Raw genomic sequence first — 18,199 nt, 5'->3', positions numbered from 1 at the left:
TTTGATTATTTAAATTATTATTATGATTTTGATTTAAAGGGCTTCTAGGATCATTTTGTTGATCATCACTCTTATCATTTAAATCATCATTATTCTGTTTATTATCCTCTTGTTGATTATCTTTTTTCTCAGAATTTGGTTTAGTTCCATCTAAATTTTTATTTTCAGATGGTTTATTATCACCAGGTGTATGTTCATTTTTACCATCATTTTGATCAATATTTTGACCATCATGTTTATCTAAATTATTAGTTTGGTTATTATTTTGATCATTGCTCTCATCTTCTTCTAAATCATAACGATAATCTGCATTGATTTCATAATATGAAGCAATATCTCCTGCAGAGACAGCATTTACTCTCGCACCAGCTGTTGTAATTGCAATAACTTCAATACCCCTGTATTTTTCACAAGCTATTGAATAGCTGTTCATGTCTGCAGAGGTTATGAGACCGCTTAACTTATCGCTTCTTAAATCCAAATCATTGTAAAAATCGGTTGATAGATCATTTAGGAAATCCAATATGCCTCCATCACCATACTTATCAATGTTTTCTTGAGACAATTGATGATTGAAAACAGCAGATAAATCCTCATTGTATCCTCCATTTAACCAAGAACTGACTATTCCATTCCTTTTAGGACCAAATCTAACAAGAACCGTGTCTGAATTCTTTAGTATTTCATCACCATCACTTGTTTTCATTATCAATTCAAATTCCTGATTTTTATCATCAATTGACATATGATTCCTCAAAAAATAGTTAATAGAAATATTTTATTAAATAATTTTTTAATTTTCTAAATCTTAATTAAATAATTATTTATTAAAAATAGTATTTAAATATATAAAAAAATTGAAAATGTAAAAAATTAAAAAATTAGATAAAATGAAAATAAAATAAAAAAAAGAAAATTAAAAAAATATAAAATAAAAAAAATAGGGAGTTATTTACTCCCAACTGAGGAAAGAATTTTGGTAAGGTTTTTGACCGAAGGTCAAAAAGCTTGAGTTAAACAGCATCAGAACCTCTTTCACCAGTTCTGATTCTAATCACTTCTGCTACATCAGAAACGAAAATCTTTCCGTCTCCAACTTCACCAGTGTGTGCACTTTCAACAATAACATCCAAAATGCGTTCCAAATCCTCATCATTGACAACAAGTTCTAGACGTGTTTTAGGAATGAGATCAATACAGTAACTGGAACCTCTGTATGATTCCCTGATACCCATTTGCCTTCCTCTTCCTTTAACCTCTGAAACATTCATTCCTTCACAGCCGGCGTCAATCAATGCTTTTTTAACGCTTTCAAACTTTTCCTGACGAATAACAGCAATTATCCTTTTCATAAATATCACTCCACATTAAGTTAATCCTATAATCTGTATCCAGATTCATTGTGTAAGTTTGCATCAAGTCCTCCAATTTCCTCTTTTTCATCAACTCTGATACCAATTGTCTTATCAAGGATTTTTGCAAGAATTATGCTGACAACAAATGCATAAACCGCTGTTACAATAATACTTATGATTTGTATTGTAAGTTGGTTAGGATTTCCAAATAATAATCCTGCTGCTTCATTGATTGCTGGTGAAGCGAAAATACCGGTAGCTATTGCTCCCCATACACCTGAGAGACCATGAACTCCAAATACATCCAATGCATCGTCGTAACCGAATTTTGATTTCAAATAGTAAATAGCATAGTAGGATACAAATGCAGTTACAAATCCTATAATGATTGCTGCTGGAACATCAACAAATCCTGCTGCAGGAGTAATCGCTACAAGACCTGCAACACCTCCGGTAATAGCACCTAACATTGTAGGTTTTCCCACTTTCACTGTATCAATCAATACCCATGTGATAAGTGCAGTTGCTGCAGCAACATTTGAAACTAGAATAGCAGAAGCTGCAAGTCCATTAGCAGCAAGAGCGGATCCTCCGTTGAATCCCATCCATCCAAACCATAGGAGTCCTGCACCTAAAACTGAATAACCTAAATTATGTGGCAATAATGAAGGATTTTTCCTTTTTCCAAGGACAAGTGCCAATGCTAAAGCAGTGACTCCAGAGTTAATATGCACAACAGTACCTCCTGCAAAGTCCAATGCCCCCATTTGCATCAGCCATCCTCCACCCCATACCCAGTGGGCAATAGGGATATAGACCAAGCTCACCCATGAGATGATGAAAATCATCCAAGCAGATGTTTTCATCCTTCCTACAATAGCCCCTGAAACAAGAGCTGCTGTAAGCCCTGCAAAAGTCAACTGGAATACAATAAACAATATTGTTGGAATTGAACCAGTTAAATCATTTATGCCAATTCCAGACATGAAGAAATGTGCTGGTTGTGAAATCAATCCATTAATACTTACATCTCCAAAAGCAAAAGGATAACCATAAGCTACCCATATCACACTTGCTATGGAAAATGCTATAAAAGTTAAAAACATTGTATTCAATACATTTTTCCTTTTTGTTAAACCACTATAAAAGAAAGCTACTCCAGGGATACTCATTAAAAGAACCAATAAACTAGCGATGAGCACCCATGCAGTATCTCCTGTACTTAACATAACCATATTATCATTTACTCATAAATCAATTCAATAAAAATTATGGAAATAAATAATTTTAAATATAGATTTCTAATGATTTTTTAATAAACAGCATTTAGTAAGTAAGTTTGATCAATAAACTAATTAATTAAATTTGATGTTTTAGACTAATTTTAGATTAAATTTAAGGATTATATTAATTTTTAATTAGTTTTTGCCGTTGAATCATAATCATAAACTAATTTCATTGAAAAATGAAAATTATTTATTTCCTATCGGAAGACGGCTTCCGACTTCCGACATAATACTATATGTTCTTTAAGTATATAAATATTCCCCTTAACAAATTGCTAAAAGCAAAAATAAGGAAATAAACTAAATAAATGAAATAATTAACAAGGATAAATGATTTTGATGCTTTAAGTTAAGCAAATTAAGGAATAAAAGAGAAATAAGCATAGAAAAGATGATTTTACCATAATATATAAATACTATTTAAATAAAAAATTTATAATGTATATCCATTTAATGAAAAATTATTTTCTTGATTATATTAATTTATAAATATATTAATAAATAAACTTCTAAGAGGTGAGAATTTGAAAGTTGATAGAAAAGCTAAATTCTGCATATTTTTGGTTATTGCCGTCCTTGCCTTGGGATTGAGTAATTTTGCAGCTGCATTTACAGGGGATTTTGTTAGTTCATCCTTTCCAGGAATAAATGATACTGACAAGATGATTGCATTGGATAACGACAATTTTGTTCCAGCAACCATAAACGCAGCTTATGAGCCAAAAAAAGTTGTAGAAGTTAATGAAACAGATAATGAAACTGATTCAAATTCCACTATAGAAGATGATGATTCTGATGATTCTGAAAACCAACATAATCAGAACACAAACAATAATCAGAACAGTAATTCAAACAGCAATGAAAATGGTGGAGGAGATAGTTCCGATTCAAGACCAAGTTCTGGTTCTACATATGATGGTGATGACGAATAACTTCCAAAATCTTTTTTTATTAAATTTATTAAACTTCTAAATCTCTTTTTTTAATCATTTAATGTAAAATTACTCGTTAAAAGAGAATATGATGAAATTATTCTAATTATATTAAACTAACTATAAAATTAAAAATAAAAAAAATATCAAAATTTAAAAAATCCGGTATAAAGGTGAAAAAATGAAAGAAAACAAAGAATTTGCTTTAAAGGTAAAAAGCATTAGAGAAAGACAAAATATGAGCATTGAAGAACTTGCAGAAAAAAGTGACGTGAAATTAGAAGTTCTTCAAGCAATGGAAAACGGTGAAATCATTCCTTCCCTCACTCCACTTACCAAAATGGCAAAAGCCCTTGGAGTAAGAGTAGGAACCTTCCTTGACGACACTCCACAGCTTGGACCTGTTGTTGTAAGAGGAGGAAAACCAAACAACGTTTTATACTTCTCCGGAAGAGAGGATGTGACTAATGCAAGTAATTTAGAATTCCACTCATTAGGTGCAGGTAAAATCGACAGAAACATCGATCCATACATAATTGACATTACATATGAAAAGGATTATAAATTATCTTCCCACGAAGGAGAAGAGTTCATTTATGTATTAGAAGGTGAAATTGAAGTTGAATACGGTAAGGATAAGTTTACTGTAGCTGCAGGTGACAGCATATTCTATGATTCAGTTGTACCACATCATTTACACTCCAGTGGAGACAAAGCAAAAATATTAGCTGTTTTATACACTCCTTATTAAGCCACTAGTGATTTAACCTTTATACGAAAGCAAATTAAAAACAGCAATATTAAGAAAACAAAAAATAACAACTGAATGAATTATTATAAAATGGTGAAAATATGAGTGAACTATTTACTGAACTTCCTATTGGTAAATTCTTCGAAAATATGGTTGAAAAGCAACCAGACCATGAATTTATCGTTTACCCAGATAGAAACCTTAGATTTACTTATAAAGAATTTGATGAAAGAGTAGACAATCTTGCAAAAGGAATGCTCTCAATCGGAATTGAACCTGGAGACCGTGTAGGTATTTGGGCTAAGAATGTGCCTGAATGGTTAACATTCATGTTTGCATGCGCTAAAATCGGTGCAGCTATTGTAACTGTAAACACAGCTTACCAATCCCATGAACTTGAATATGTATTAGCCCAATCTGAAATGAAAGCTATTGGTATGACTGATGGATTTAGAGACACCAGTTATTTCGATATCATTCATGAGCTTGTTCCTGAAATGCTTACAAGCGCAAGAGGAAACTTAAACAGTGAAAAATTCCCTTACTTAAAGTACATTATTCATGTAGGACAGGAAAAGCACAGAGGAATGTTTAACACTAATGAATTATTGCTTCTTGGTATGAACTATGATGATGAAAAATACCAAAAGATCAAGGATGCAGTTACCCAAAATGATGTAATCAATATGCAATATACAAGCGGTACTGAAGGATTCCCTAAAGGTGTAATGCTTACAAGCCGTAACATTCTAAATGATGGTTACTACATTGGAGAGAATATGAATTATACTGAAAAGGACAAACTTCTCTTACAAGTGCCATTATTCCACTGTTTTGGAACTGTATTAGGTGTAATGGCAGTGATTACCCATGGTTCAACCATGGTCGTTCTTGAAGAGTATGACCCCCTTCTTGCTATCTCCTCTATCCAAAAGGAAAAATGTACTTCCATTTATGGTGTGCCTACCATGTTCATTGGTATGATGAACCACCCTATGTTTGATATGTTTGACATGTCTTCATTAAGAACTGGTATCATGGCAGGTTCAACTTGCCCTGTTGAAACCATGAAGGATGCAATCAATAAGATGAACATGAAAGAGATTACCAGTGTATACGGCCTTACAGAAGCAGGACCTGGTTTTACTCAAACCAATGCAGCTGATTCATTTGAGAAAAAGATCAATACTGTAGGAAGGAAATTCCCTAATATTGAAGTTAAGATTGTAGATCCTGAAACCGGTGAGGAACTTGGCCCTGGTGAAACTGGTGAGATCATGTGCAGAGGTTTCAATGTAATGAAAGGTTACTACAATATGCCTGAAAAAACCGCCGAAACCATTGAACCTGATGGATGGCTACACTCTGGAGACTTAGCTACAGTGGATGAAGAAGGATATTACTCCATTGTAGGAAGAATCAAGGACATGATCATCCGTGGTGGAGAAAACATTTATCCAAGGGAAATCGAAGAATACTTATTTACTCATGAATGTGTTCGTGACGTGCAGGTAGCAGGTATTCCTGATGAAAAGTACGGTGAAATCGTTGGTGCATTCATTATCAAGGAACCGGGATATGATGATGTTACCGAAGCAGACATAAGAGACTTCTGTATCGGAAGCATTGCAAGGTATAAAGTTCCTAAATATGTATTCTTTGTAGATGAGTTCCCACTTACCACAAGTGGTAAAATCCAAAAATACAAGTTAGGAGAAATCGGTTTAAAACTTCTCGATGAGAGAAGGGAAAGAGGAGAATTATAATTCTTCTCAATTTACTTTTTTTATTTTTTCTATTATTTAATAATTAAATTATTTAAAATAAATTAACTTTTTTTAAATTTCCTATCTTTTCTATTTTAACTATTTTTTAAAGTTCAATTAATTATTCTCAATTATTTTTAAGGATAATAATTTATACTATATCTAACAAATACTTAACTAATTTTAAAATAACAGATGATATTATGGATTATGATGTAATATATATTGGAAGTGGAAATGCTGCATGGCAAGGAGGTCGTTTCTTAAGAAAAGCAGGCCTTAAAATATTAATCGTTGAAGAAAGCCTATATGGAGGAACATGTGCAAACAGAGGTTGCAACTCAAAAGCCCTTCTTGATGCACCATATGAAATAAAGGCATTGGCAGACAACTTCGAAGGTTGTGGAAAATCCGGAGATTTCGATGTTGACTGGACTGCATTGATGGAATTGAAACGTAAGAGAATTGCAAATATGGCTCCTTTCCTTGATGGAAAATTCAAGGAATATGACCTCGATGTGGCTCATGGAAAAGGAATAATCATTGATGAGCATACAGTTCAAGTTGGAGAAGAGAAATTCACCACAGAGAAAATAGTCATTTGTACCGGTTTAAAACCTGTAATTCCAGACATTCCTGGAAAGGAATACCTACATGACAGCACTGACTTTTTAGACATTGATGAGCTTCCAAAGCATGCAATAATCATAGGAGCGGGATTTGTAGGAATGGAATTTGCATCAATCCTTGCAGAAGCAGGCCTTGAAGCGGATGTAATCATCAGAGGAGATATGGCATTGAAATACTTCCACCAGCCATATGTTCAACATGTAATTGAAATACTTAAAGAGAAAAACATCAGATTCCACTTCAATGAAACAGTAACAGAAATCATTAAAGACGATAATGTTGCAATCGATAATCCTGAAGAAAGAGTTCTTAATCTTGAAAATGCATTGAATACTGATGACAAATTAAGAGATCCTGATGCTAAAATAGACAATAAGGCTTATGAGAATGCATTTACAGTAAACTGTGAAAGCGGATTAAGCTTAACAGGAGACTATGTCATTGCAGCTATGGGTAGAGAGGCAAATGTGGAGGACATTGGTCTTGAGAATGTAGGCTTGACATATACAAAAAGAGGAATTAAGGTAAATGAATACCTCCAAACTGATGTTCCTAATATCTATGCATGCGGTGATGTAGCAGATAGTGGAATTGCTAAGCTTGTAACAGTTGCAATCCATCAATCAAAATACCTTGGAAAGGCATTATTGGAGGAAAATCCCGAAAAAATAGTCTATCCTGTAGTTCCTGCAGTTGCTTATACAATTCCAAGAATAGCAACAGTTGGAGTTCCTGCTTTTGTAGCTGAAGAGAGTGATGACTACGAAGTGCATAGAATCCAATACGGAAAATCCTATTCACTTGAGCTTAAAAACGACAGAACCGCTGAAGCAAAGGTAATTGTAGATAAGGACCTTCAAATAGTAGGTGCAGAAATCATGGCAGCAGATGCTGAAAATGTGGCAAATATGTTTACATTTATCATCAATCAAAAAATCAGCCTTGAAGATCTTGACCATATGATTTATGCATTCCCTTCAAGCAGTTCAGTATGCTTGTACAAATTGCACAACATTCATTATACATTTTAGATAGGAATTTATTTTTTCCTATTTTTCTATTTTTTAATTTTTTTATTTTTTTATAAATTTATTATTTTTCTAAATTTATAATTTTTTATAAATTAATTTTTTTCTATTTTTTATTTTTTAAAATTATTTAATATTTTTAAAATTCAATTTTTAAAATAAAAAAAAATTTTTCTAAAAACTTTTTTTAAATTTTTTATGATTTTCTATAAGGTCCAAAATTTTCCAATTTTTTACTTGCTATCTTTGATGCAAAATCTGCAGAATTTTTAAAAGTTTTGTTTTTTAACCTTGCTGATATATATGCAGCCATATAAGTATCACCACATCCAGTAGCATCTACAATATTATTACATTTAACTGCATTTATTTTAATAGTTGTGTCATTACTATCAATAATTCTTGAACCTTTACTTCCATTTGTGATAACTAATGTTGAACCTTCAAATTTTCCACATTTTATGATATCAAATTCACCTTCATCCATGAAAATTGTATCACTTATATCAAAAACATATTTTAGGTCATCGGATAGTTTTAATACCATCGAATTGTTTTCATCCTTGAATCTTAAAAAACCTTGAAGTGAAATATAGATTGGAACATCAAAAGTTTTCAGAAATTCCAAAGTTTCAATTGGAAAGTCATTGCTATTAAGTGGTGTCAAGACAAAGGCATCAATATCACCATCATCAATTTCACATTCATCAAGAATATTCTTTATCTCATCAGCAAGTATAGGTATATCTGCAAAGTTGGTTGATTGCTTTCTTACATCAAGATTATCCTTATCAGGATATTCATTAATGAAATGATGAGTATCATCCTTTAAAATTAGCTTTACTTTTGAGTTATCTGGAAATTCATCAATCAAGTCAGCATTTGAAGCATTAACCATTGCCAAGTAATCATTGTAAAACTCTTCATAGACAAAGCTTTGGAAAAAGCTGGCTCCACCTACTTTAGAGCTTTCATTATCCCCAATTATTATTAGATCTTCACATGCTGGCCCAATTAATAGAAGTGTCATGGCAATCAATCTTTATTTCTTTTTAAACAGAAAAAATAATATCTTAATTTAAAATTATTTTCTCTTTAAAAATATATAAACTTAGTGAAAGATTAATTAATATAAAAAAGAAATTAAATTAATATAAATAAGAAATTAAATTAATATAAATAAGAAATTAAATTTAATTAAAAAAATTAATAAATAAAAAACTAATTTTTAAAATAAATACAATGAATAGGTAATATAATGGATATTTTAAGTTTGCCCCTTAACATCATCATTGGAAACATAATATCTTTTTTTGCATCAATTGCACTTATCTTAAGTTGCATTGTCAATGATAAAAGGGAGGCATACAAATATCAGGTTATTGAAGCGCTTATTCTTACTGTTTCCTCGGCTTTTTTCCTATCATGGACAGGAATACTTACAATGCTCATAGCAGCGGCAAGGAATTACTTGGTTATGAATGAAAAGCTTACTTCCAAATTAGCAATAATGTTCATTATAATTACCCTAATCATTTGTCCAATAATCAATACAATGGGCTTGATTGGACTATTGCCTATGATTGGAATCATACAGCTTACCATTTGCAATTATTACTTGAAAACAATCAAATGGATTAAAGTAGCATTTATTGTGAATGTTTTAATCTATGCAGTTTACTTTATAGGTATTTATGATATTGTATCATGTCTTACTCAAGTGATTACAGCCATTATTGGATTTATTTCATTATTTAAGTTAATTAAAGAAGAAAAAGATGAAAGAATAGTTTAAATAATGATTAAATGTAAAAGTAATGCAAAAAGAAGAAAATAAAATAATTAATAAAAAAAGAAATGCTGAAGAGAATAATAAATCAATTACTCTTCATTACTAAAATATTTTGTAAAGACATATGCAAGAATTGATCCTGCAAAGTTTTGCCATACAGAATACAATGCACCAGGAACTGTAGCTAAAGTCAATGCTGGGAAATGTGTTTTAGCAAGACTTGTAGATAAACCAGAGTTCTGGAAAGCAAGTTCAATTGCAATTGTAACCATCTGCTTTCTTTTCATTCCAGAAATATAAGCTATTATAAATCCTAAAGCCATTGCTATGAAATATTGCAAAACAATCACTGCAATTATTACAAGGGATGAACTGATAATTGCTTCCTTGTTTACACCAATCACACCAGCAACGATAATTGCTATCACAACAGAAGACAATGCTGGTAGATAATCCTTCAATTCCTCACAAAAATCTGGGAACTTATAATTGAGGAACAATCCTAAAGCTATTGGAATAATTACAATCTGCACAATTGAAATGAACATATCAACAGGATTGAATGCTATTGTATTTCCAATTAGAATTAATGTGATAATTGGAGTTAATATAGGTGAAATTACAGTGGATACTGCAGTAAGGGATACTGAAAGCGCCACATCACCCTTTGCAAGGAATGTAATTACATCTGATGCTGTTCCACCGGGAACTGTTCCAACAAGGACAAGCCCTACAGTCAATGCTTCATTCAAGTGAAAGAGACTTGCAATTGCAAATGCTATAAGAGGCATCAGCAAATATTGGGCACTGACTCCAATTAAGATCTCTTTAGGCCTTTTGAATACATTTACAAAGTGATCTATTTTTAATGTTGTACCCATTCCAAAGAGAATGATTCCTAATAGAACATTTATTATATTTACTCCCATAAACTCTTCCATAACCCAATTGAATGAATTTGGAATAATTATGGCAATAAATACAGCAATTAGAATAATTATAAAGAAATATTTCTCAACTAATTTAAAAAATCTTTTCATAAAATTAATATTTGTTAAATCCATTAATAAATCTTTAGATTGCAACATTGCTAAAAATAATTTAATTTATAAATATTTAAAAATAATTTCATATAATACGAACTAAGTATTGTATGATTAAAAAACAAGAATTGTAAAAAATATAAAAAAAGAAAAAAAGGTTAAATTTTAAAAAAATAAAAGAAAGGAGATTATAAATCTCCTAAAAACTGTTTATTCTTCTTCTCTACGTTTTAAACCTAATCCGATTAAGACGAATGCTGCTAATAAAGCAACTAATGGGTTACCAGTGTTTAACATTTTAGCTGGAGTAACTACAGGTACAGGTTCTTCAGGTTCTTCAGGTACAGGTTCTTCAGGAGGTACATCCTCATAAACACTTACAGTACCATTTCCGCTAGAAGCGAGGTAAGTGGAATTACCTTCGAAAGTAGCGGTGAAAGTAAATTCATCGCCTTCTTTAGCATCTTTAGGAATAGTCCAATCGAATTGACCTTTACCGTCTTTAATAGTAACAGTTACTTTCTTACCATCAGGGCAAGTAATTACAACATCACCATTAAATGGAGTTCCATCTTCAGTAGTAACTTCAACATCTAAAGTTACAGTTTCACCAGGTTTACCGCTAGCATCAGAAATGGTAGTGGTAGTATTGTATTGAATTACATCAATGTAACCAGTACCTTCTGCAGCTTCATATTGATCATTCTGTTTAGAACTTGCAGTAACTACGAAAGATTCACCATCTTTAGCAGAATCAGGAACAGTGTACTCGTAAGTACCTTGTCCATCTTTGATTTCTACTTGGTCACCATCTGCTCCTAAATCAGTAGTAAAGGTAAATACTAATTTACCTTCATGTTCAGGTAAAGTACTATTGTCAACAGGACCAGTAACTACAACAGTAAGGTTAATAGTTACAGGGTTACCTCTTTGATCAACAACAGTAATTTCCACAGGAACAGTAGTACCAGGAGTAGTGGTATAATTACCAACAACGATGGTAATGCTTAATCTGTTTACAGTAACAACAGGTGCTGAAGCGTTTACAACAGTTTCGTTTTCAGTACAAGTTGCGGAAGCATTGTTAATCCAATCACCAGCTTTAACTGCAACAGCAGTGATTTTGACAGTAGTTGAATTACCTGGTTCAAGAAGATCAATGATTTCTTCACCTGGGAATGAAGCTGTGAAACCTTCAGGAAGCACATCAGTAACATTTACATTAGTAGCATTGGATTTACCATTATTAGTTACAGTGATAGTAAATTCAACTTCGTCGCCAATGACAACAACAGTTTCGTTCACATCTTTAGTAATTTCTAAACATACTAAAGGTTTTACAGTAACGTTAGTACTGTTATTGGTTTCAGTCTTATTCTGATCACAAACTACAACTGCAGTGTTATTGAAAGTACCATTAGTTAAAACAGTAACAACAACAGTAACAGTAGCAGTTCCGCCATTAGCATCAATCTGACCAATATTCCAAGTTGCAGTACGGTTATCTTCATTATAACTGTCAGCGCCGGAAACATATTTAAATGCTGGGTCTAAGACATCAGAAATATTAGCATTAGTAGCATTACCATCACCATTATTAGTAACAGTAATAGTGAAGTTAACAGTATCATTGACGTAAACTTCAGTTGGGTTAGCAGTCTTAGTAATGTCTAAAACAACATTTCTAACGGTAATGTTAGTACTGTTATTGGTTTCAGTCTTATTCTGATCAGAAACAACAGCAGCAGTGTTATTGAAAGTACCATTCTCAAGAACTCTCACAACAACCCAAACAGTAACAGTCTGTTTAGAATTAATGGTTAATCCAGTCCAGGTCACATTACGGGTTTGGTCATTATAACTACCGCCTTCACTACAAGATACAAACTCAAACACATCAGCCAAAACATCAGAAATATTAGCATTAGTAGCAATGGATTGACCGTTGTTAGTTACAGTAATGGTAAAGTTAACAGTATCATTAACATAAACTTCAGCTGGGTTAGCAGTCTTAGTAATATCTAAGATAACCAAATCAACAGCAGAGAAACTTACATTCGCAGATTTGTTTTCTTTACCATCGAAGATAGAAGCGTTTGCTACATTGATGGAAGTACCATTATTGGTAATCAAGAATGTAACAATTAAGCTTGATTCTCCTTTTGCAGGTAAATTAGCTAAAGACCATACGTTATCACCAACAAGACTCCATGGAGATCCACTTTCAGTGGATACATAGGTTAAATTGTCAGTGTTCACGTCAGTGATCTTGACGGAAGTAATATCTGCATCAACAAGGTTAGTAACGGTTATATTGAAGGTAATGTTATCATATACGTGAATTTCCATACCTTCAGTATAAGGTTTACCGTTAACTGAAACAATGGTTTTAGTAAGGTCCCATTCGTATGGGAGTACTTTTAAGGTACCATTGCCTACTAAAGTCTTAGTTTCATTTCTACCAGTAGTTGAATTCCAATACAAGTAAGAGTAAGTTGCTTGAATTGTGTAAGTTCCAGGTTCTAAAGTTTTGAATACAGTATTTTCACTAATCTGTAAAACACCATTCTTGTCAGTAAGTCCAGATCCGATAGGAATTGCTTGACCATCAACAATCACAGTAACATTAATGGTAGCGTTATCAATAGGCTTACCAGAACTATCTAATAAATTAATGGTAATCTCTTGAGCAGACTCATTTCCTTCGTACATGGTTACATTACTTACAGTGATTCCTGGATTAATGTTAATCGCAGTAAGGTTTGTAATGTGTTTGTAGTAAGGGTCTTCAGTGTGAGTCATGTTGATAAGGTACCAAGAGCTTGTATCAGAAGGAATATCCACTGAAACAGTACCGGATAAATTGGTTTTTCTGGTTTCATTGAATACTATATTTCCTTCCCTATCAAATACTGTAATGATAATTTCTTGGTCCGCTTCAAGGTCATCTTGGTAAGGTACAGTTCCACCTTGGGAATTTTCCCATCCCTCTTCAGGAACAGTTCCATTAATCCTAAGCTGTTGTCTAGTACCATTGTTATAGATAGCGTTTATGATGTTGTTTCCACCAGTTAAGTTGGTTTCAATCTTATGTGTTTCGTTATCATAAAGGATTGGTAACCAGTATACCCAAGCTTGGTTTTCAAAGAAATCACAGCCATTGATATAATTGATTCCAGTTCCATTAGGATTTACATAGATTGCAGAACCGTTACGAGCAGTGTTGTGAGTGAAGTTAGAATCAGTCACATGACAGTCAGTACCTTGGATGTAAACAGCACCACCTAAACCATCATCGATCTTATCTTCATCAGGAAGCGCATTATTCTCTTCAAAGTTACAGTTGGTAATGTTAGTATGGTTACCGATAACTTGAACAGCACCACCATATTGGCTAGCGTTACAGTCAGTGAAATTACTATCAGCAATTACAGTATTAGTACCAGTAATAAATAATGCACCACCACGAGAAGTAGGACTGTTTACAACAGTATCTGAAGTAAAAGTGGAATTGCTAATTTTAAGATTGTTACCAGTAACAATCATAGCTCCACCTTGGGAATTACCACCAGTACTTGTACCTGTATTGTTGGTACAGATGACTTTATCCACAACACCATTGTTACCTTCCCAGTAAACAGCACCACCGTCGTCTCCAGCAATGTTATCTGCTAAAGTAGAATCAACAATTCTAGAGTTATTACCTTTTACAAATATAGCACCACCTTCTTCAGCAGCAGTGTTGTTTGCAAAAGTAGAATCAGTGATGTTAGTTCCACTTCCTTGAATATAGACAGCTCCACCACCTATAGAAGTGTTAGTAGTAGTAGCGTTGTTATTGTTGAAAGTTGAACCGGTAACTTGAGTGTTGCTACCTTTGATACTGATTGCACCACCATAAGCAGCAGTGTTGTTTTCAAAGTCAGAATTGAGGATTTTAGCGTCTCTACCAGTACCCATAACTTGAACAGCACCACCGTCATTTACAGCAGTGTTGTTGTAGAAGTGTGAGTCAATAACTGTTACACCAGGGCTACCAGTATATACTAATCCTAAAGCACCAGCATATCCATTAGTAGCGTTATTTCCTCCACCAATAGCGGAGTTGTTAACAAAAGTACAGTTTTTGACAGTCACATTTCCGGAGTGACAGTGCACAGCTCCAGAAGAAGGAGCATAGTTATCTTCAAAGGTACAGTTTTCTATTGTAGTGTCATCACCGAATAAACATGCAAAACCACCATGTATTGCACCATAGTTGTGAACAGCAGTACAATTTACAACATGAATACCATAGGTTCCTTGTTCAGAACGGATTCCTCCACCTACATCAGCAGTGTTGTTTTCGAAATAACAGTTAGTAACATTAATATCATGAGTACGGGCATAATTATTTCCGTTTACACGAATAGCCCCACCGTAAGTACCAGACTTACCATTGTTAGTGAAATTACACTTATCAATTGAAATATGGTTTGCTTCGGCACCAATAGAAATACAAACACCACCATTATTAGAATTACTAGAGGCATTTGCATTGATAAAGTTGATACCTTCAATCATGACATTTGGAGTATTGATAGTCAATAAACGGTGAATATGAAGACCGTCAAGAGTAACCTTGCCAGGATTTTGTGCACGAATCATCAGAATAGAATTATCATAAGCTTTATTCACAGCTACATTATAAAATCCTTGATCACTATAAGTTCCATCAAGTATAACAATTTCTGTATTTCCATTATGATAATACACCCTATTAGAATTGATTGCTTGTTGTAGTGTAGCATAATCTCCACCAGTACCAACAGTGATTGTCTGATCAAAAGTTACACCAAGCACTTCGTTGTCTGAACTAGCTTTTAAAACGTCTTGAGAAGAGTCATCAACAGAATTTTGATTAATATTATCATTATTACTGGAAGCATCTGCAACTATATCGCCGGATAATGACTCATTAGAATCACTAGGATTCGCTTTAGGATTATCACTGACTTCTGCAGATATCACATCATCGATACTTCCAGAATCCATATCAGTTGATGTAATTGTATCAATAGCCGCATCATTACCTATAACAGCATCTTCACTTACATCAGCTGCGCTGACAGAAGAAACCATCAAAAGTAAGAGGAATATGGACATAATTAATACAATGTTTCTCTTATCAAATAGTTTCATAAATTTTTTCTCCAAACAATTACGATGTGAGAAAATAACATATGTGAATTCAATCATATGCTATTGAACATTTATCAAAATAATTTATGAAAAATTAATATTTTTCATCCAATAATAAACACCCCTACCAAAACTTAAACATTTTTATGAAAAATGTGAAAATTTCAGCATTACATCACATCTAAATTATATATTATATATTTAACCTTATAAAGTTTTTGCATTATTTGAACAAATAAATATAATATACTAAATAAGTTAACAGTTTATATTAATAAGTAAGTTAAAAAATTTTTTATTATATTAAAAAAAAATTCTGAATATTATTCATTAAAGGAGTTAAGATAAAAATTTGAAAGTAATTGAAATATCAAAAAATTATTAAAATTTAAAAAATAGGTGTGAAAAAATGATTAAAATCCGTATAAAACTAAGTAAACTTAAATATTTTTAAAAATAATATATTACCATGACTTTCATGAATGATAATGCAAATATAAAACAGTTCCAATTGATTAAATTCCTAAATGAAAACGTCAATGATGATCATGTGATATCTAGAATTTCAATTGTGCTTCGTAGAGACAAATTAGAAGCCCCTTATTATATGAATACCAAAATCAGACTCTCTTCCTGTCTTGATAATGGAGAAAAGGGACTTATTCATGCAATGAATATATTAAATCATAGCAGAATGTACAATTTAACTGAAGACAAATACAATGAAATCAGAACAATGATCATTCATACATTTGAAGACAATAAATCTGAACAAGTTGAATTCTCTAAAAATGATAAACAGATTAAAATAGCTATAATGTCTAAAAACGATGAGGAATTCAAGAATCTTTATGAAAACTATCATGAACTTTTTGAAAAAATAGATAATCTGATTGATTAGAGAACATAATCCTATAAAAAAAATTATAAAAAATAAGAAATTAGCCAATAATACGGGGATTAATCAATGAAAGAAATTGAGAAAATGCAAGCTGGATTGGAATATTGTTATGACGATGCAGATATTTCAATGATGAAGTTGCATGCCATAGAAAATGCAAACCTATTTAATTCTCTCGCAGAAGATGATTTGGACAAACAGCATGAGGTATTATCCGAGATTTTAGGTTCTGTTGGTGAAAAGGTATGGATTGCAAAGCGATTCTGCTTTGATAACGGAAAAAACATTTTCATCGGCAACAATTTTACTGGAAACTTCAACTTGACAATACTTGACATCAAAGAAGTCTACATTGGAGATAATGTAATGATAGGTCCAAATACCACTATAACAACAGTTGGCCATCCATTATCCCCTAAAAAAAGACGAGACCATTTGGCACAGGCATCTGAAATCAGAATTGGAAATGATGTATGGATAGGTGCCAATGTGACAATTCTTCCTGGAGTGACCATTGGAAATAATGTGGTTGTTGGTGCTGGTGCAGTGGTCAGCAAAGACATTCCTGACAATTCCCTTGCACTTGGAGTTCCTGCGAGAGTTGTTAAAAAATTGGAAAATGATATTGATTGATTAAAAAAATAATAAAAAAAATGATTTAAAAAATGATTTAAAAAAAGGAAAAATATAAAAATAAAAAATAGGTTAAGGTTTGACCTTAACCAAAACTTTTTTTCTAGAATAAAGGATCTTTCACTCTAGCAATTCTAAATGAATTTAATATAACCACTAAAGTTAAACCCAAGTCACCTATACCAACAGACATCATCAATGTAATTAATCCTAATATTGCAAGGATTACAAAGAGAGCCTTTACGAAAATGGATAGTGAAATGTTTTGTTTAATAATATTCATTGTCTTTTGGCTTAAACTGAATAGGTAAGGCAACTTGCTGATATCATCCTGCATTAGAGCCACATCAGCAGTTTCAATAGCTACATCTGAACCTGCTGCACCCATTGCAATACCAATATTTGCACGTGCCAATGCGGGCGCATCGTTGATACCATCACCAACCATAGCAACATCACCGAACTTGTTACGGATAGTGTCAACAATATTCAACTTATCCTCCGGTAAAAGGTCGGAATAGACATAGTCGAGACCTATTTCATTTGCAACCTTATTTGCAGCCATCTTATTGTCACCGGTAAGCATAATTGTCTTTTTAATACCTGTTTCTTTTAATGCAGCAATTGCCGTTTTGGCATTTTCTTTGATAACGTCAGAAATCACCATATGCCCTGCATAAATTCCGTCTACCGCCACGTGTACCAAAGTTCCTGTTGCATAGCAAGGCTCATAATCAATAGTAAGCTGCTTCATCAGCTTATCATTTCTACACAATTTTCATTACGTGAATACTTATAGATATTGTCTGAAAGCCATTCTTCTTCGGTAACATTATTTTCATTAACTTCTCTTACAAGTGACAATAATGACTGTTCATCAACCTCTTCATTAGCAGGTACA

15 protein-coding genes are annotated in these 18,199 nt (G+C 32.7%); 7 read left to right on the top strand and 8 right to left on the bottom strand.

The window, feature by feature from the left end; all coding sequences use genetic code 11:
* From Q0409_RS08170 to Q0409_RS08160, 3 genes are all read right to left on the bottom strand, one after another.
* The coding region (locus Q0409_RS08170) for an adenosylcobinamide amidohydrolase (RefSeq protein ID WP_298536915.1) at positions 1-745 on the bottom strand (745 nt) is incomplete at its 3' end.
* Between the two features lie 268 nt (positions 746-1,013).
* Positions 1,014-1,352: a P-II family nitrogen regulator gene (locus Q0409_RS08165; RefSeq protein ID WP_298536912.1), complete on the bottom strand. Its 339-nt coding sequence runs from the start codon at positions 1,350-1,352 to the stop codon at positions 1,014-1,016.
* Between the two features lie 26 nt (positions 1,353-1,378).
* On the bottom strand, positions 1,379-2,590 hold the full coding sequence (locus Q0409_RS08160; RefSeq protein ID WP_298536909.1) for an ammonium transporter: 1,212 nt from the start codon (positions 2,588-2,590) through the stop codon (positions 1,379-1,381).
* A gap of 575 nt (positions 2,591-3,165) precedes the next feature.
* On the opposite strand from Q0409_RS08160, the gene Q0409_RS08155 reads away from it, so the two are divergent.
* The 4 genes from Q0409_RS08155 to Q0409_RS08140 all read left to right on the top strand — a co-directional run bounded on the left by Q0409_RS08155 (position 3,166) and on the right by Q0409_RS08140 (position 7,751).
* Positions 3,166-3,573, top strand: a complete 408-nt coding sequence (locus Q0409_RS08155) for a hypothetical protein (protein WP_298536906.1) — start codon at positions 3,166-3,168, stop codon at positions 3,571-3,573.
* Positions 3,574-3,754: 181 nt separating this feature from the next.
* Positions 3,755-4,324, top strand: coding sequence for a helix-turn-helix domain-containing protein (locus Q0409_RS08150; protein ID WP_298536903.1), 570 nt, complete (start codon positions 3,755-3,757; stop codon positions 4,322-4,324).
* A gap of 101 nt (positions 4,325-4,425) precedes the next feature.
* On the top strand, positions 4,426-6,090 hold the full coding sequence (locus tag Q0409_RS08145) for an AMP-binding protein (protein WP_298536901.1): 1,665 nt from the start codon (positions 4,426-4,428) through the stop codon (positions 6,088-6,090).
* Between the two features lie 203 nt (positions 6,091-6,293).
* Complete coding sequence (locus Q0409_RS08140; protein ID WP_298536898.1) at positions 6,294-7,751, top strand: NAD(P)/FAD-dependent oxidoreductase; 1,458 nt, start codon at positions 6,294-6,296, stop codon at positions 7,749-7,751.
* Between the two features lie 193 nt (positions 7,752-7,944).
* Here the strand turns inward: Q0409_RS08140 and Q0409_RS08135 are convergent, their stop codons facing one another.
* Positions 7,945-8,778 carry a PfkB family carbohydrate kinase gene (locus tag Q0409_RS08135; RefSeq protein WP_298536895.1) on the bottom strand — a complete coding sequence of 278 codons (834 nt, stop codon included), beginning with the start codon at positions 8,776-8,778 and terminating at the stop codon, positions 7,945-7,947.
* A gap of 228 nt (positions 8,779-9,006) precedes the next feature.
* Between Q0409_RS08135 and Q0409_RS08130 the strand changes: the two genes are divergently transcribed.
* Positions 9,007-9,543, top strand: coding sequence for a YgjV family protein (locus Q0409_RS08130; RefSeq protein ID WP_298536893.1), 537 nt, complete (start codon positions 9,007-9,009; stop codon positions 9,541-9,543).
* Positions 9,544-9,629: 86 nt separating this feature from the next.
* Here the strand turns inward: Q0409_RS08130 and Q0409_RS08125 are convergent, their stop codons facing one another.
* Together Q0409_RS08125 and Q0409_RS08120 are read right to left on the bottom strand one after the other, a co-directional pair.
* Positions 9,630-10,580 carry a bile acid:sodium symporter family protein gene (locus tag Q0409_RS08125; RefSeq protein ID WP_298536890.1) on the bottom strand — a complete coding sequence of 317 codons (951 nt, stop codon included), beginning with the start codon at positions 10,578-10,580 and terminating at the stop codon, positions 9,630-9,632.
* Between the two features lie 213 nt (positions 10,581-10,793).
* Positions 10,794-15,764 carry an NEW3 domain-containing protein gene (locus Q0409_RS08120; protein ID WP_298536887.1) on the bottom strand — a complete coding sequence of 1,657 codons (4,971 nt, stop codon included), beginning with the start codon at positions 15,762-15,764 and terminating at the stop codon, positions 10,794-10,796.
* Between the two features lie 478 nt (positions 15,765-16,242).
* Here Q0409_RS08120 and Q0409_RS08115 point away from each other — a divergent pair, with 478 nt between their 5' ends.
* Together Q0409_RS08115 and Q0409_RS08110 are read left to right on the top strand one after the other, a co-directional pair.
* Positions 16,243-16,665 carry a hypothetical protein gene (locus tag Q0409_RS08115; RefSeq protein WP_298536884.1) on the top strand — a complete coding sequence of 141 codons (423 nt, stop codon included), beginning with the start codon at positions 16,243-16,245 and terminating at the stop codon, positions 16,663-16,665.
* 66 nt (positions 16,666-16,731) lie between these two features.
* Complete coding sequence (locus Q0409_RS08110) at positions 16,732-17,298, top strand: sugar O-acetyltransferase (protein WP_298536881.1); 567 nt, start codon at positions 16,732-16,734, stop codon at positions 17,296-17,298.
* Between the two features lie 103 nt (positions 17,299-17,401).
* Here the strand turns inward: Q0409_RS08110 and Q0409_RS08105 are convergent, their stop codons facing one another.
* Both Q0409_RS08105 and Q0409_RS10395 read right to left on the bottom strand, forming a co-directional pair.
* Complete coding sequence (locus Q0409_RS08105; protein ID WP_298536879.1) at positions 17,402-18,052, bottom strand: HAD-IC family P-type ATPase; 651 nt, start codon at positions 18,050-18,052, stop codon at positions 17,402-17,404.
* Positions 18,052-18,199: DUF5688 family protein (locus tag Q0409_RS10395; protein WP_366940103.1), on the bottom strand; the 148-nt coding region annotated here is incomplete at its 5' end. The genes Q0409_RS10395 and Q0409_RS08105, both read right to left, overlap by 1 nt.

It is taken from the genome of uncultured Methanobrevibacter sp. (assembly GCF_937898925.1).
GTDB lineage: Archaea > Methanobacteriota > Methanobacteria > Methanobacteriales > Methanobacteriaceae > Methanobrevibacter.
The sequence above is the reverse complement of the archived record's forward strand: the minus strand, read 5'-3'. Positions and strand labels throughout refer to the sequence as shown.